Genomic DNA, 14732 nt, shown 5'->3' with positions numbered 1-14732 from the left:
TTGCCAGCCAGGGTATACCCGTCATATTTCAGGTGCCGCCTGTCGGCTACAACCCAAGTTATTCAGGGTATTTGTTGACGTAACACAGTGTGCTCTTCTGGGGTTAAGGCGCTGACGGCACCACCCGTTTCAGCCAGGACTTCATTGCGCCGGTAAAAGTGCGGCCCCCAGATGTCACTCTGCGTACCCCATCAGTATAGAATGATTACTGTATAAATGAACAGTATATTTTGGACAAATCTGCGAGTGCGATCCATACTCTAGATCAGCAAAAACCGTCATGAAATTGCGCCTTCTTCGTCGATCGCGTATACTTTTGTCGTTGACGTAATACAGTGTACTCGCGGCTACCAACCGCAAAGACATTGTTCAAAAGACCTCGCCGCGCGCGGGGTTTTTTGTTTCTATCCCTCCGCAAATTAATGTGATCCTTCACGCAGTTTCTCCTGGTTGAAAATAAATCCGTTGTGAAATGACAAAAGCTGTGTTTGTATAAATTCATTCACTTTTTTAAGACAACAGGTCCCTAATGAACGCATCCATCCTGACTTCGACTCTACTACTAACCGCGCCTGCCGCGGTGGTCGTCGTGTCTGTGGTGGTCGTCGTCGGCAACGCGCCGTAGGGTCCGGAACAACACGAATTCCAAACCCCGCCGGCGCAAACCGAGCGGGGTTTTTCGTTTAAGAGCCCCGCCCGGATACGCTAAGTAATTCGGGTTGCAGGAAAGCGGCAAGTGAGCGAATCCCCAGGAGCGTACATAGGTACGTGACTGGGGTGACCAAGCGCAGCCAACGCACCAGCAACGTGAAGTACGACGCGTAAAGTCGGCCCAGAATAAAAGGACTGGAGCATGGCAAGTTCGGGCACAACATCACAAAAAACGCGCTTCACTGGCGCACAGTTAGTCGTTCATTTACTGGAGCGTCAGGGGATCACCACGGTCAGCGGCATTCCGGGCGGCTCCATTCTTCCTATCTACGACGCATTAAGCCAAAGCACGCAGATTCGCCACATTCTGGCACGTCACGAACAGGGCGCGGGGTTTATCGCCCAGGGCATGGCGCGTACCGAGGGTAAACCGGCGGTGTGTATGGCCTGTAGCGGCCCGGGAGCCACCAACCTGATCACCGCTATCGCCGACGCTCGCCTGGATTCGATTCCGCTGGTTTGCATTACCGGCCAGGTTCCGGCTTCGATGATCGGCACCGACGCTTTCCAGGAAGTCGACACCTACGGTATTTCTATCCCCATCACTAAGCACAACTACCTGGTGCGCAATATCGCTGAACTGCCGCAGGTGATGAGCGACGCGTTTCGCATCGCGCAGTCCGGGCGACCGGGGCCGGTGTGGATAGATATTCCTAAGGATGTTCAGTCGGCGACCATTGAGCTGGACGTCCTGCCAGAACCGGGAACCCGCATGGCGGCCCCGGAGTTCGACAGCGCCAGCGTATGCGAAGCGGCGGCGATGATTAACGCCGCACAGCGTCCGGTACTCTATCTGGGCGGTGGGGTGATTAACGCTCCTGAGCAAATTCGCCAGCTGGCGGAGAAGGCCAACCTGCCAACCACCCTGACCCTGATGGCGCTGGGGATGCTGCCGAAAGCGCACCCGCTGTCGCTGGGCATGCTGGGGATGCACGGCGCGCGCAGTACCAACTTTATTCTGCAAGAAGCTGATTTACTGATTGTTTTAGGTGCACGTTTTGATGACCGGGCGATTGGTAAAACCGAGCAGTTCTGCCCGAACGCGAAGATTATTCATGTCGATATCGACCGCTCAGAGCTGGGTAAAATCAAGCAGCCGCACGTGGCGATTCAGGGTGATGTTGCTGAGGTGCTGACTCAGTTGATTCCGCAGGTCAAGGCGCAGCCGCGCAGCGAATGGCTGCAGCTGGTGGCAGATTTGCAGCGTGAATTCCCCTGCAACATCCCGCAGGAGAAAGATCCGCTCAGCCATTATGGCCTGATTAACGCCGTGGCCGCCTGTGTTGACGATGAAGCGATCGTGACCACTGATGTGGGCCAGCATCAAATGTGGACCGCTCAGGCTTATCCGCTGAACCGTCCGCGCCAGTGGCTGACCTCCGGCGGATTGGGCACCATGGGCTTTGGTCTGCCCGCGGCGGTTGGCGCGGCGCTGGTGAATCCTCAGCGCAAGGTTATCTGCTTCTCTGGCGACGGCAGCCTGATGATGAATATCCAGGAGATGGCGACGGCGGCGGAAAATCAGCTGGATGTGAAAATCATCCTGATGAATAACGAAGCCCTGGGGCTGGTTCATCAGCAGCAGAGCATGTTCTATAAGCAGGGCGTGTTTGCCGCTACCTACCCGGGAATGATCAACTTTATGCAGATCGCCGCCGGTTTCGGCCTGCAAACCTGTGATTTAAATAACGAAGCCGACCCGCAGGCGGCGCTGCAGGCGATTATTGACCGCCCAGGCCCGGCGCTGATCCACGTGCGTATCGATGCCGAAGAAAAAGTGTATCCAATGGTACCGCCGGGTGCGGCCAATACTGAAATGGTGGGGGAATAAGCCATGCAACAAGCGACTCATGAAAACGTTATTCTACAGCTCACCGTGCGCAACCATCCTGGCGTAATGACCCACGTTTGCGGCCTGTTCGCCCGCCGCGCCTTCAACGTGGAAGGCATTCTTTGCCTGCCGATTCAGGACAGCAATCAGAGCCGCATCTGGCTATTGGTCAACGACGATCAGCGCCTCGGGCAGATGATTAGCCAGATCGAAAAGCTGGAAGACGTTGAGAAAGTGGTACGCAACCAGTCCGATCCGTCCATGTTCAGCAAAATTGCCGTCTTTTTTGAGTAACTCATCTTCCCGGTAGAAATATTCTTGCCGGGAAGAAAATCTGCTCTGGGTTTATTCAGAGCAGATTTTTCTGTACTCATCCAAAGACGATGCTTTAGATATTTTATCCATATCATCAGGCCACTTTACTTCACGGCCATAAATGCCCACTTTCGTATTAACGGATGTATCTAATAACGCATCGTTGAAATTCATATAGTTACTAATCCATAGCCACAGCTTGTAGTTAGGCATAAACATCGCGTCCGTACCTGCGTCGGTCGATATCAGGTTAAAGGAATCGATCATAGTGGTGCTGATGCTGGAGTCATACACAACACAGCGAATTGTCGAGTATGATGAGTGCTTATTGCGTGAATAGATACTGATGGCTTGTATCTGGCTCCAGTCATACTCTTTGTATTCGGGTTTTGTTCGCTTATAAAAAGGATGATACCACCAAAAAGTATAGGTTAATTTATAAGTAATACTGTACATAACATAATCGCAAACATAAACCTTGCCAGTTTTTCGATTAAAACGAACGGGATAGTGTCGGGGAGCGAAGATAAAGTAATTAACAATGGCCGCGAAGGTAAACGTCATAAAAAATATAACGAAAAACGCAAAATGTAGCAGGAGGTGATCGTTTGGCCTGGAACTCCAGAGTTCAAGATATGTTTCAAAATTAAATATCGTGTCATATAAGAAAAAAAACACCGCGCCAAAGCATAAAATAACGACAGGTAAGAATAGCGCAATACCCAGGATGTTCATCCCATAAAATGAAGTGTAATTACGTGTAATCTCGCAGTAGTCATCGTTGATATAAGCTAATTTACTGCTATGCGATAGCTTATCTGTTTTACTCTGCGTTTTTTTATTGATTTGGTCGAGTAAACGCGCATCAATAGTCTGTTTTGCGAGGTGAGGTTGTCGATGCATATATATTCCCTTACTGATTCTTTAGGGACAATATCACGCAGGTTAAGATCTGTACATAATATACTCAGTGAGCTTTGGCAGAAATAATCATAATGTATTTCACGTGTGAATGATTTTCAGGATTATATTGCGATTACGCCAATAAGACATAAAAATTAAATATCTCTCCCGCCGTTGTGAATGACGTGCTGGCTACACAAGCCGCGTGTCGTCAAGGCAAAAATCTGAGAATCCCCAGGCGCTTACTTCAGTAAGTGACTGAGAGGAGCAGAGGCAGCTTGAAGGATGAAGTTTATATCGTTAAGGTAAGCGCGTTTTTTAACCCGCCAGGAATCGCCATGACCACTATCGCCCTTATCGACGATCACCTTATCGTCCGCTCCGGCTTTGCCCAACTGCTGGGACTAGAGGCGGATTTCCAGGTCGTCGCCGAATTTGGTTCCGGGCGCGAGGCGCTGGCGGGACTGCCCGGTCGCGGCGTGCAGGTCTGCATTTGCGATATCTCGATGCCGGATATCTCCGGGCTTGAGCTGCTGAGCCAATTACCGAAAGGGATGGCTGTCGTCATGCTGTCAGTCCATGACAGTCCGGCGCTGGTAGAGCAGGCATTGAACGCCGGAGCGCGCGGTTTTCTCTCCAAGCGATGCAGTCCGGATGAACTGATCGCCGCCGTACGCACGGTGGCGACAGGCGGCTGCTACCTGACGCCGGATATCGCCATAAAGCTGGCGGCCGGGCGGCGGGACCCGCTCACCAAACGCGAACGCGAAGTGGCGGAAAAGCTGGCGCAGGGGATGGCGGTAAAAGAGATTGCTGCTGAACTGGGGCTGTCGCCGAAAACCGTTCACGTCCATCGCGCTAATCTGCTGGAAAAACTCGGTGTCAGTAACGACGTCGAGCTGGCGCGCCGGATGTTCGATAGCTGGCAATGAAAGCGATTCTCTCCCGACTGCTCTCGGTAATCGGCTGTTTCTTTATCTTCTGTGCCGCCTGGTTCTGCCTGTGGAGCATCAGCCTGCACCTGGTGGAGCGGCCAGACCTTGCGGTATTGCTATTTCCCTTCGGCCTGCGTCTTGGCCTGATGCTGCAATGCCCACGCGGCTACTGGCCAGTATTGCTGGGCGCGGAGTGGCTGCTTCTCTTCTGGCTGGCGCAGGAAGTGGCGCTGGCTCACCCGATAATATTGATGACCGGAAGCCTGCTGACCCTTCTGCCGGTGGCGCTGATCTCGCGCTATCGTCATCAGCGCGACTGGCTCACCCTACTGCGTCAGGGAGCAGCGCTTATCGCCGCCGCGCTGCTCCAGTCGCTGCCGTGGCTGGCGGAAGGCAAAGAGGGGCTGAATGCGCTACTGCTAACCCTGACCGGCGGCCTGACGCTGGCACCGACCTGCCTGGTTATCTGGCACTATCTCACCAGTACAGTCTGGCGGCCGCTGGGGCCATCGCTGGTTTCGCAGCCGGTGAACTGGCGCGGGCGGCACCTTATCTGGTATCTGCTGCTGTTTACCATCAGCCTCTGGTTACAGCTCGGGCTGCCTGCCGAACTCTCGCGTTTTACCCCCTTCTGCCTGGCACTGCCGATCATCGCTCTCGCCTGGCACTACGGCTGGCAGGGCGCGCTGATTGCGACATTGATGAACGCCATCGCGCTGATTGCCAGCCAGACCTGGCACGATCATCCGGTTGATTTACTGCTTTCGCTGCTGGCGCAAAGCCTGATGGGGCTGCTATTGGGGGCCGGAATTCAGCGGCTACGCGAGTTGAATCAATCTCTGCAAAGTGAGCTGGTGCGCAACCAGCGTCTGGCAGAGCGCCTGCTGGAAACCGAAGAGAGCGTGCGCCGCGAGGTGGCCCGCGAGCTGCACGATGATATCGGCCAGACCATCACCGCGATTCGCACCCAGGCGGGGATTGTGCAGCGTCTGGCACCGAACAACGCCAGCGTCCGGCAAAGCGGCCAGCTGATTGAGCAGCTCTCACTCGGCGTCTACGACTCGGTACGCCGTCTGCTGGGCCGCCTGCGTCCGCGTCAATTGGATGACCTCACTCTTGAGCAGGCGGTACGTTCGCTGATGCGTGAAATGGAGCTGGAGGATCGCGGTATGGTCAGCCACCTGGAGTGGCGCATTGATGAGTCGCTGCTAAGTGAAAACCAGCGCGTCACCCTGTTCCGCGTCTGCCAGGAGGGGCTGAATAATATCGTCAAACATGCCAGCGCCAGCGCCGTTACGTTACAGGGCTGGCAGCAGGAGCAGCGGCTGATGCTGGTACTGGAAGATGACGGCTGCGGCCTGCCCCCAGGCTCCGGCCTGCAGGGCTTCGGCCTTACCGGCATGCGCGAGCGCGTTACGGCGCTGGGCGGCAGCTTAACCATCTCCTGCACCCATGGCACCCGCGTTTGTGTCAGCCTGCCGCTGCGCTACGCCTGAGGAACGATGATGTTTGCCTTTCTGAAATCCCCGCCGGACGCTCAACCGATAGTCGATAAACAGGCGCTGGACGAGCGCTATCGCTACTGGCGTCGGCATATTTTGCTGACCATCTGGCTGGGCTACGCGCTGTTTTACTTCACCCGTAAAAGCTTTAATGCCGCCGTACCGGAAATCCTCGCCAGCAACGTGCTGACGCGCAGCGACATCGGCCTGCTGGCAACGCTGTTCTACATCACCTACGGCTTATCGAAATTTTTCTCCGGTATCGTCAGCGACCGCTCTAACGCCCGCTATTTTATGGGCATCGGCCTGGTGGCTACCGGCGTCGTCAATATTCTGTTCGGTTTTTCCACTTCGCTGTGGGCCTTCGCGCTGTTGTGGGCGCTGAACGCCTTTTTTCAGGGCTGGGGATCGCCGGTATGCGCCCGCCTGTTGACGACATGGTATTCGCGTACCGAACGCGGCGGCTGGTGGGCGCTGTGGAATACGGCGCACAACGTTGGCGGGGCGCTGATCCCGATGGTGGTTGGCGCGGCAGCACTGCACTACGGCTGGCGAACGGGGATGATGATTGCCGGGATGTTGGCGATCCTCGCCGGGCTGTTCCTCTGCTGGCGGCTACGCGACCGGCCGCAGGTGGTAGGGCTACCGGCGGTGGGCGACTGGCGGCACGATGAGCTGGAGATAGCCCAGCAGCAGGAAGGTGCGGGGCTGACCCGTAAAGAGATCCTCACCAAATACGTGCTGCTGAACCCCTATATCTGGCTGCTCTCCCTGTGTTACGTGCTGGTGTACGTGGTGCGGGCGGCGATTAACGACTGGGGCAACCTGTATATGTCGGAGACCCTCGGCGTCGATCTGGTGACTGCCAACTCAGCGGTGACCATGTTCGAGTTGGGGGGATTTATCGGCGCGCTGGTGGCGGGCTGGGGTTCTGACAAGTTATTTAACGGTAATCGTGGGCCAATGAATCTGATTTTCGCCGCCGGGATTTTGCTCTCCGTTGGCGGCCTGTGGCTGATGCCGTTCGCCAGCTACGTGATGCAGGCGGCCTGCTTCTTTACCACCGGTTTTTTCGTTTTTGGCCCGCAGATGCTGATCGGCATGGCGGCGGCGGAGTGCTCGCACAAAGAGGCGGCGGGGGCGGCAACCGGCTTTGTTGGTCTGTTTGCCTATTTGGGTGCATCGCTCTCCGGCTGGCCGCTGGCGCAGGTGATGGAGATTTGGCACTGGACTGGATTCTTTGTGGTAATCGCCATTGCGGCCGGTATTTCCGCCCTGCTGCTGCTGCCGTTTTTAAACGCCCAGGTACCGCGCGAAGCGTGACCGACTTCACCTTTCTCAGTCGAATGGCGTAAAACTAAGAAATTTTCCCGGTTTCGCCTGGACGCTGTCTCAGGCGTGTCACCTGGCTGATTTTTACAATGCCTGCCATTCGCAGGTATAAAAATTAGCTCGGGAGTGTCAAATGCTGGCCTTTCTAAACCAGGTGCGCAAGCCAACCCTGGATCTGCCGCTCGAAGCGCGGCGCAAAATGTGGTTCAAACCGTTCATGCAGTCGTACCTGGTGGTTTTCATCGGCTACCTGACCATGTATCTGATTCGCAAGAACTTTAATATCGCGCAGAACGACATGATCTCCACCTACGGGTTGAGCATGACGCAGTTGGGGATGATTGGCCTGGGCTTCTCCATCACCTACGGCGTAGGTAAAACGCTGGTCTCCTACTACGCCGACGGCAAGAACACCAAGCAGTTCCTGCCATTTATGCTCATCCTCTCCGCCATCTGTATGCTTGGCTTCAGCGCCAGCATGGGCGCGGGGTCGACCAGCCTGTTCCTGATGATTGCTTTCTACGCCCTGAGCGGCTTCTTCCAGAGCACCGGCGGTTCGTGCAGCTATTCGACCATCACCAAGTGGACGCCTCGGCGTAAGCGCGGCACCTTCCTCGGCTTTTGGAATATTTCCCACAACCTCGGCGGCGCGGGCGCGGCGGGCGTGGCGCTGTTTGGTGCCAACTACCTGTTCGACGGTCACGTCATCGGTATGTTTATCTTCCCGTCGATTATCGCGCTGATTGTGGGTTTTATCGGCCTGCGCTTTGGTAGCGACTCCCCGGAATCCTACGGCCTCGGCAACGCCGAAGAGCTGTTTGGCGAAGAGATCAGCGAAGAAGACAAAGAGACAGAAGAAAACGCCATGACTAAATGGCAGATCTTCGTCGAGTACGTGCTGAAGAACAAAGTCATCTGGCTGCTGTGCTTCTCCAATATCTTCCTGTACGTCGTACGTATCGGTATCGACCAATGGTCCACCGTTTATGCTTTCCAGGAGCTGAAGCTTTCTAAAGAAGTGGCAATTCAGGGCTTTACCCTGTTTGAGGTGGGCGCGCTGGTCGGCACGCTGCTGTGGGGTTGGTTGTCGGACCTGGCTAACGGACGCCGCGCACTGGTGGCCTGCGTTGCGCTGGCGCTGATTATTGCTACCCTCGGGGTTTATCAGCACGCCAGCAATCAGTACGTCTACCTGGCATCGCTGTTCGCACTCGGCTTCCTGGTGTTTGGCCCGCAGCTGCTGATCGGCGTTGCCGCGGTAGGCTTTGTGCCGAAAAAAGCGATTGGCGCTGCCGATGGGATTAAAGGCACCTTCGCCTATCTGATCGGCGACAGTTTCGCCAAGCTCGGTCTTGGGATGATTGCCGACGGTACGCCGATTTTCGGCCTCACCGGCTGGGCGGGCACCTTTGCCGCGCTGGATGCGGCGGCTATCGGCTGTATCTGCCTGATGGCTATCGTTGCGGTCTTTGAAGAACGTAAAATCCGCCGCCAGAAAAAGACACAAACTTTGCAGACTGCCTGAGTCATTGGGTGTGAGTCACTTTGCCCGGCCTTTGCGCCGGGCTTTTTTATGCTTCCTGCTGGGCCGTCTGGTGCAACAGCTCCCGCAGCCACTGCTGCGCCGGGTCACGATGGCTGCGTTCATGCCAGGCCATGCTTTTGGTAAAACCGGGTATCGCCAACGGCGGCGGGGCGATTTTCATCCCTGATGCCATCTTCGCCAGCCGACGCGGCACCACGGCTATCATATCGCTGACCGCCAGCACCTCCGGCAGAACCAGAAAACTGCTCACCGACAGCCCAACTCGCCGGGAACGACCCAGCGCCGCCAGCGCGTCATCAGTCACGCCGCGAAAACTATCGCCCTGCCAGGAGACCAGCACATGCTCCAGCTCGCAGAATAAATCCAGGGTCAGCGGCGCGGCAGCCTGCGGGTGATCCGCGCGCATCAGGCACACATACTCTTCCTGATACAGCGCCCGGCTGTGCAGATCCGGCGGCGTGGAATGCGGCGTCAGCAGCGCGATATCCACTTCGCCGCGTTCGGTCTGAGCGAACAGCGTGGCGGGCGATTCCGGAATAATGCGCACGCGGATGCCCGGCGCCAGCGGCTTCAGAGCCGCGATAAACGGCACGATCACCGCTTTCAGCGCATAGTCGGTGGCGGCAATAGTCCAGGTGAAATCAGCATTGAGCGGTTCGAAAACAGCGGGCTGCAGCAGGGCTTCGGCATCGGTCAGCAGCTGTTTAACCGGCGAGGCCAGCGCCTGAGCGCGCAGGGTCGGCACCATCCCGTGCGGGGCGCGGATAAACAGCGGGTCGTTAAAGGCTTCGCGCAGCCGGGTCAGCATACCGCTCACCGCCGGTTGGGTGAGCGAAAGCCGCGTCGCCGCCCGGGTGACGCTGCGTTCATCGAGCAGCGCATCCAGCGTTTTCAGCAGGTTAAGATCGAGGTTTCTGATATCAGATTTCATGATAGCTATCCGCAGCCGCGATAAGTCACATTATGGTACGTCCGGCAGTCGACAGCAGGCAAATTCCCATTATGATAGTGGGGCTGCGATTAAGTGAGAGGATGCATGATCTGGTTAGGACTGGCCACGCTGATAGTGGTATTTGTTGTGGGATTTCGGGTGCTTACCTCTGATTCACGCCGTGCAATTCGCCGTCTGAGCGAACGATTAGGCATTACGCCGGTGCCGCTGGAATCGATGATCGATCAGCTGGGAAAAACCGCCGGTCACGAGTATCTGCGCTACCTTGAGCGGCCTAATGAAGCGCATCTGCAAAATGCCGCTCAGGTGCTGCTTATCTGGCAGGTGGGGATCGTTGACGGCAGCGAGCAAAACCTGCACTACTGGTATCGGTTGATGCAAAAGGCCCGCCTTGCAGCACCGATTACCGAAGCGCAAATCCGCCTCGCGCAAGGTTTCCTCCGCGAGCTGGAGCCGGAAATCAGCGAGCTGCATGCTCTGCAAGAACGCTATAACACGCTGTTTTTACCGGAAGATGGCGTCCACTGGCTACACTGATATCACTATTTTTAATGATGTTTATAAAAGATGGTGATTCGATTTATATCACTCTGCGGCGCATAGTTGACCTCGTTAAAACACACACTGACGAGGTTCACCATGCAACAGCCATCGCAACAAAGCGCCATCATCTGGCCGCAAGATTACCTGCCGGGCACCACCGATAACTTCGCTTCCAACGAAATCATCGTCAGCGGCCTGACGGCAGCACAAATCTGGGCGCAGCTCGACGATACCACCCTGTGGCCGAGCTACTACAGCAACGTCGCCGATATTCGTTTTCACGACGGCAGCGGCCCGAAGCTGAGCGCCAACGCCCGCTTTCGTTTCTCCACTTTCGGCTTCCCGATTGAAGCACAGGTCACCGAGTACGTTCCACCGGTCGCCGGACAAGCAGCGCGCGTGGCCTGGCACGGCTGGGCGGAAGGCGATGAGACTACGCGCCTCGACGTGATCCACGCCTGGCTGTTTGAGGATTTACCCGGCGGGCGGGTGCGTATTTTGACCCAGGAGTCGCAGAAAGGCGTACCGGCGCAGGAGCTGGCGCGCACCGTACCCAATCCGATGATTAATGGGCATCAGGAGTGGATTTGCGGTCTGGTGACAGCGGCGCATAAGGCTAAATAATCGATAGTGGCCCGGAGTAATCTATTACGCCAGCACCTCTAGCCCATGTTTTTGCACGATGTTGAGTAATTTCAGCGCCAGCCCACCGGGGCGTTTTGCCCCGCTTTCCCATTTTTGGATCGTGGAAACGCTGGTGTTCAGATAGCGCGCAAAAACGGGCTGGCTGACGTTGAAATGCTCCCGCAAAGCCTTAATTTCACCAGGTTGAAAATCGCTTACGTTGTTGAGACAGGCTTCATCGAAGCTGCGCATTGTCTCCTGTGGAATGGCATCAACACTGTACAAACCCGCAGCGGCGCTATGGATAGCTTCAAAAGCTGGGCTTTTGAATTTAGTTTTTGCAATCATGACAAATCTCCACCAATTCTTTTCGCTTAACCAATACGGCCATTTTCTCCTCGCTGAGAAGGGAATAATGCCTGGCTAACTCACGGAATGCCGCTAGCTCTCGATTATCGATATTGGTGATATCCTGTTTGGCGCATAAAAACGTGTAAAACCAATGCTCAGCCCCCTTTGCCAGGATAATTGCGCGATCGCGATTCTTATTGAGGCGTTTTTTGTAAACCCCGCCACCAAGGTTATCTGCTTTTCCCTGAATGGTTGCCTCAATCGCTGTACATAATTCATCATCATCAATTGCATGGGTTCGGGCTTCCCTGGTAAACCATTTAGTTTTGAAAACACGCATCGGCTGACATCCTGTAACCTTAAATATAGCACCAGGTGCTATAATATTTCTTCCTCTTACTCTTCTTAAATACCTAAAAACACGTTTTTCTGATTATGCGAGCAGCCACGCAAGCGCTTTGAAAAGCCTGAAAAGTTGTCAAAACGTTAAATTCGTCACATTTAAAATGTTACACTGCGCGGCTTCTCCGTATTCAACCCTGCAGGTAACTTATGACTCCTTCGAATGCATCCACGCCACACGCCAGCCCGGCGGCGCGACCAAACTGGTCGGCGGTTTTTGCAGTGGCCTTCTGCGTTGCCTGCCTGATTACCGTTGAATTCCTGCCGGTGAGCCTGCTCACGCCGATGGCGCAGGATCTGGGTATTTCTGAAGGCGTCGCCGGGCAATCGGTCACCACCACCGCGTTCGTGGCGATGTTTGCCAGCCTGTTTATCACTTCGATTATTCGCAGTACCGACCGCCGCTACGTGGTGATTCTGTTTTCAGTCTTGCTGACTGTCTCCTGTCTGCTGGTCTCCTTTGCTAACAGCTTTGCGTTACTGCTGGTGGGACGCGCCTGCCTTGGCCTGGCACTGGGCGGCTTTTGGGCGATGTCGGCGTCGTTGACCATGCGGCTGGTGCCGATGCGCGTGGTGCCCAAAGCGCTATCGGTAATTTTTGGTGCAGTGTCGATAGCATTAGTGATCGCCGCGCCGTTGGGCAGCTTCCTTGGCGGGATTATCGGCTGGCGTAACGTTTTTAACGCCGCGGCGGTAATGGGCGTGGTCTGTACGATTTGGGTGCTGAAGGCGCTGCCTTCGCTGCCGGGCGAGTCGTCGTCGCAGCAGCAAAATATGCTCGGCCTGCTGAAGCGTCCCGGCGTGATGGCCGGGATGTGCGCCATCTTTATGGCCTTCGCCGGTCAGTTCGCCTTCTTTACCTATATTCGCCCGGTATATATGACCCTCGCGGGCTTCGACGTTGACGGCCTGACGCTGGTGCTGCTGAGCTTCGGTATCGCCAGCTTTGTTGGCACCTCGCTCTCTTCCATGCTGCTCAAACGTTCAGTAAAAGCGGCACTGGCGATTGCGCCAGTGGTGCTGGCCATCAGCGCTGCGGTGCTGGTGCTGTGGGGAGAGAGTAAAATTGTATCGTCGACGGTGGCGGTTATCTGGGGCTTTGCCTTCGCCCTGGTACCGGTAGGCTGGTCAACGTGGATCACTCGCTCCCTTTCCGATCAGGCAGAGAAAGCCGGGTCGATTCAGGTGGCGGTGATCCAGTTAGCCAATACCTGCGGCGCGGCGGTCGGCGGCGTGGCGTTAGACCATCTCGGCCTGCTGTCACCGCTGGTGATTTCCGGTACTTTGATGCTGCTCACCGGCCTGCTGGTGGCGACGAAAGTGCGGATTTCATCATAAAGATTTGCCCCCGACGGCGCAGTGCTCGCCGGGGGATAACGTTCAATCTACCTGTTTTATCATCATAATCAGTCCCCCACCTGCCAGCGCGATAACGGCCAGAATAGGCAGGATGGGCAGGTACTGGTTACCCACCACGCTAAACAGAATCGCGCCTAATACGGGCCCAAGAATTTGCGCACCGGTATTGGCAAAATTCAGGATGCCGAGGTCTTTTGCCGAGTTTTCGGGATTAGGCAGCACCTCCAGATTCAGTGCTTGATCGACCGAAAAGAAAATCCCCGAACCAATACCCGCAATAACTCCGTACCAGATCATCGCCGCGGGCTGCCCGTAAATAAACGGGATCACCGTCCCGGCGGCAATCAACACGGCGGCGAGAAACACCGGCTTTTTGCGAGTGCGCAGTTTGTCGGAAATCGGGCCGGAAATAGGCGCAAAGATCAGCGCGGTTATCATCGTGGCGACCCCCGCCAGGGAAATATACTTCCCGGCATCGGCGCTATTGAGCCCCATTCCGCTGGTCAGGAAAAAGAGCTGATAAACGCTAAAAGCGGTAATGGTGATGGCAATCAGCATTTTGCCAAACAGCGCCAGGTAAAAGTCGCGCGCATTGCGTACCGGAAAAATAAAGTACTGGGCAAAGTTGCTGCGGTTGATTTTTTGCCGCGGCATGCCGAGGCTGGATGGCTCTTTGATGATGACTGCCGCAATCGGGCCGGAGAGCAGCATCGCCACCGCCAGAACGTAATAACCGGTATTGACTAGCTCTGGATGGCTATCGCTAAGAAAGAACCCGCCAACCACCGGGCCGCCGTACTGACCGATGATAAAACCCGCCGCATAAATAGAGGAAATTAACCCCCGGTGTTTTGGCGCGATGCGGTCAGCAATGACGGCAATCAGCGGTGCAACAACAAAGTTTATAAAGGTCTGTAATAAGCACCAGAGAAGGATAAAAATCCACAGTTGCTCTTTGGTTTCAATCATTCCCAGACCCACCATCACCAGGGCGGTCAGGACCGAGCCGGATAAAATCCACGGCGTCCGGCGGCCCCAGCGGGAGCGCGTGAGGTCAGACAGCGCGCCGATAATAATGGTGGTAATCGTTGAGGTGACCGCGCCAAGAGTGCCAAGCAGAGCAAGAAAATTATTAACCTCTGACCCCCCACCGATAATTCGACTGAGCTTGGCCGGGTTCAGAACGGAATTGAGCCCCATAAACGGAGCCAGCCACAGCAGCGCGCCGATTCCGACGGCAAGACCTAAAAGTACTGGGGGTTTCGGCTGTTTTTCATTACTGACTGACGCAGACCACCCACCCAAATTAATGGTTTTATCGGTGCTATTCGTGTTCATTAGAGTAAACCTTTTATTTTAAAGGTAGTGTTTATACCCGTCATACTTCAAGTTGCAGGTGTGTTGACTGCGCTCGTTCACCCGAATC

The 14732-nt window shown here is 55.5% G+C and carries 15 protein-coding genes; 10 read left to right on the top strand and 5 right to left on the bottom strand.

What is annotated here, in order from left to right; genetic code table 11:
- Positions 1-529 precede the first annotated feature (529 nt).
- The 3 genes from ivbL (at position 530) to ilvN (ending at position 2836) form a co-directional block, all read left to right on the top strand.
- Positions 530-625, top strand: a complete 96-nt coding sequence (ivbL, locus tag FN082_RS12230; RefSeq protein ID WP_112216085.1) for an ilvB operon leader peptide IvbL — start codon at positions 530-532, stop codon at positions 623-625.
- A gap of 228 nt (positions 626-853) precedes the next feature.
- Positions 854-2542 (top strand): acetolactate synthase large subunit, encoded by a 1689-nt coding sequence (gene ilvB / locus FN082_RS12225; RefSeq protein WP_142981634.1) that lies wholly within the window; start codon positions 854-856, stop codon positions 2540-2542.
- A 3-nt stretch (positions 2543-2545) separates the two neighbouring features.
- On the top strand, positions 2546-2836 hold the full coding sequence (ilvN, locus tag FN082_RS12220; RefSeq protein ID WP_004107116.1) for an acetolactate synthase small subunit: 291 nt from the start codon (positions 2546-2548) through the stop codon (positions 2834-2836).
- Between the two features lie 51 nt (positions 2837-2887).
- Here ilvN and FN082_RS12215 read toward each other — a convergent pair whose 3' ends face one another.
- Complete coding sequence (locus tag FN082_RS12215) at positions 2888-3760, bottom strand: DUF6708 domain-containing protein (RefSeq protein WP_142465546.1); 873 nt, start codon at positions 3758-3760, stop codon at positions 2888-2890.
- A 338-nt stretch (positions 3761-4098) separates the two neighbouring features.
- Here FN082_RS12215 and uhpA point away from each other — a divergent pair, with 338 nt between their 5' ends.
- The 4 genes from uhpA (at position 4099) to uhpT (ending at position 9054) form a co-directional block, all read left to right on the top strand.
- Complete coding sequence (gene uhpA / locus FN082_RS12210) at positions 4099-4692, top strand: transcriptional regulator UhpA (RefSeq protein ID WP_142464207.1); 594 nt, start codon at positions 4099-4101, stop codon at positions 4690-4692.
- 17 nt (positions 4693-4709) lie between these two features.
- Positions 4710-6191 (top strand): signal transduction histidine-protein kinase/phosphatase UhpB, encoded by a 1482-nt coding sequence (gene uhpB, locus FN082_RS12205; protein WP_185932120.1) that lies wholly within the window; start codon positions 4710-4712, stop codon positions 6189-6191.
- Between the two features lie 9 nt (positions 6192-6200).
- A complete protein-coding gene (gene uhpC, locus FN082_RS12200; RefSeq protein ID WP_142464209.1) occupies positions 6201-7520 on the top strand; it encodes an MFS transporter in 1320 nt (439 codons plus the stop codon).
- Positions 7521-7662: 142 nt separating this feature from the next.
- Positions 7663-9054, top strand: coding sequence for a hexose-6-phosphate:phosphate antiporter (uhpT, locus tag FN082_RS12195; RefSeq protein ID WP_004126843.1), 1392 nt, complete (start codon positions 7663-7665; stop codon positions 9052-9054).
- Between the two features lie 46 nt (positions 9055-9100).
- Here uhpT and FN082_RS12190 read toward each other — a convergent pair whose 3' ends face one another.
- Entirely contained in the window at positions 9101-10006 is a 906-nt protein-coding gene (locus tag FN082_RS12190; protein WP_142981632.1) for a LysR family transcriptional regulator, read from the bottom strand.
- 105 nt (positions 10007-10111) lie between these two features.
- Between FN082_RS12190 and FN082_RS12185 the strand changes: the two genes are divergently transcribed.
- Together FN082_RS12185 and FN082_RS12180 are read left to right on the top strand one after the other, a co-directional pair.
- Positions 10112-10564 carry a DUF1198 domain-containing protein gene (locus FN082_RS12185; protein WP_112216093.1) on the top strand — a complete coding sequence of 151 codons (453 nt, stop codon included), beginning with the start codon at positions 10112-10114 and terminating at the stop codon, positions 10562-10564.
- Positions 10565-10666: 102 nt separating this feature from the next.
- Entirely contained in the window at positions 10667-11194 is a 528-nt protein-coding gene (locus FN082_RS12180; protein WP_139538443.1) for an SRPBCC domain-containing protein, read from the top strand.
- Between the two features lie 24 nt (positions 11195-11218).
- On the opposite strand, the gene FN082_RS12175 is transcribed toward FN082_RS12180, so the two are convergent.
- Together FN082_RS12175 and FN082_RS12170 are read right to left on the bottom strand one after the other, a co-directional pair.
- Positions 11219-11542: a helix-turn-helix domain-containing protein gene (locus tag FN082_RS12175; protein WP_142981631.1), complete on the bottom strand. Its 324-nt coding sequence runs from the start codon at positions 11540-11542 to the stop codon at positions 11219-11221.
- Positions 11526-11885, bottom strand: coding sequence for a type II toxin-antitoxin system RelE/ParE family toxin (locus FN082_RS12170; protein ID WP_142981630.1), 360 nt, complete (start codon positions 11883-11885; stop codon positions 11526-11528). Before FN082_RS12170 ends, FN082_RS12175 begins: the two co-directional genes overlap by 17 nt.
- A 212-nt stretch (positions 11886-12097) precedes the next feature.
- Between FN082_RS12170 and nepI the strand changes: the two genes are divergently transcribed.
- Positions 12098-13285, top strand: coding sequence for a purine ribonucleoside efflux pump NepI (nepI, locus tag FN082_RS12165; RefSeq protein ID WP_142981629.1), 1188 nt, complete (start codon positions 12098-12100; stop codon positions 13283-13285).
- Positions 13286-13327: 42 nt separating this feature from the next.
- Here nepI and FN082_RS12160 read toward each other — a convergent pair whose 3' ends face one another.
- On the bottom strand, positions 13328-14644 hold the full coding sequence (locus FN082_RS12160; protein WP_142981628.1) for an MFS transporter: 1317 nt from the start codon (positions 14642-14644) through the stop codon (positions 13328-13330).
- Positions 14645-14732 lie beyond the last annotated feature (88 nt).

It is taken from the genome of Klebsiella spallanzanii (assembly GCF_902158555.1).
Classification (GTDB): domain Bacteria; phylum Pseudomonadota; class Gammaproteobacteria; order Enterobacterales; family Enterobacteriaceae; genus Klebsiella; species Klebsiella spallanzanii.
The sequence above is the reverse complement of the archived record's forward strand: the minus strand, read 5'-3'. Positions and strand labels throughout refer to the sequence as shown.

What these genes read in the sequence shown, in the direction of transcription:
- uhpA (WP_142464207.1), top strand. Translation starts at nt 4,099, where the DNA reads ATGACCACTATCGCCCTTATCGACGATCACCTTATCGTCCGCTCCGGC.
- ivbL (WP_112216085.1), top strand. Translation starts at nt 530, where the DNA reads ATGAACGCATCCATCCTGACTTCGACTCTACTACTAACCGCGCCTGCC.
- FN082_RS12185 (WP_112216093.1), top strand. Translation starts at nt 10,112, where the DNA reads ATGATCTGGTTAGGACTGGCCACGCTGATAGTGGTATTTGTTGTGGGA.
- nepI (WP_142981629.1), top strand. Translation starts at nt 12,098, where the DNA reads ATGACTCCTTCGAATGCATCCACGCCACACGCCAGCCCGGCGGCGCGA.
- FN082_RS12160 (WP_142981628.1), bottom strand. Translation starts at nt 14,644, where the DNA reads ATGAACACGAATAGCACCGATAAAACCATTAATTTGGGTGGGTGGTCT.
- FN082_RS12175 (WP_142981631.1), bottom strand. Translation starts at nt 11,542, where the DNA reads ATGATTGCAAAAACTAAATTCAAAAGCCCAGCTTTTGAAGCTATCCAT.
- uhpT (WP_004126843.1), top strand. Translation starts at nt 7,663, where the DNA reads ATGCTGGCCTTTCTAAACCAGGTGCGCAAGCCAACCCTGGATCTGCCG.
- ilvN (WP_004107116.1), top strand. Translation starts at nt 2,546, where the DNA reads ATGCAACAAGCGACTCATGAAAACGTTATTCTACAGCTCACCGTGCGC.
- FN082_RS12180 (WP_139538443.1), top strand. Translation starts at nt 10,667, where the DNA reads ATGCAACAGCCATCGCAACAAAGCGCCATCATCTGGCCGCAAGATTAC.
- FN082_RS12190 (WP_142981632.1), bottom strand. Translation starts at nt 10,006, where the DNA reads ATGAAATCTGATATCAGAAACCTCGATCTTAACCTGCTGAAAACGCTG.
- FN082_RS12170 (WP_142981630.1), bottom strand. Translation starts at nt 11,885, where the DNA reads ATGCGTGTTTTCAAAACTAAATGGTTTACCAGGGAAGCCCGAACCCAT.
- FN082_RS12215 (WP_142465546.1), bottom strand. Translation starts at nt 3,760, where the DNA reads ATGCATCGACAACCTCACCTCGCAAAACAGACTATTGATGCGCGTTTA.
- ilvB (WP_142981634.1), top strand. Translation starts at nt 854, where the DNA reads ATGGCAAGTTCGGGCACAACATCACAAAAAACGCGCTTCACTGGCGCA.
- uhpC (WP_142464209.1), top strand. Translation starts at nt 6,201, where the DNA reads ATGTTTGCCTTTCTGAAATCCCCGCCGGACGCTCAACCGATAGTCGAT.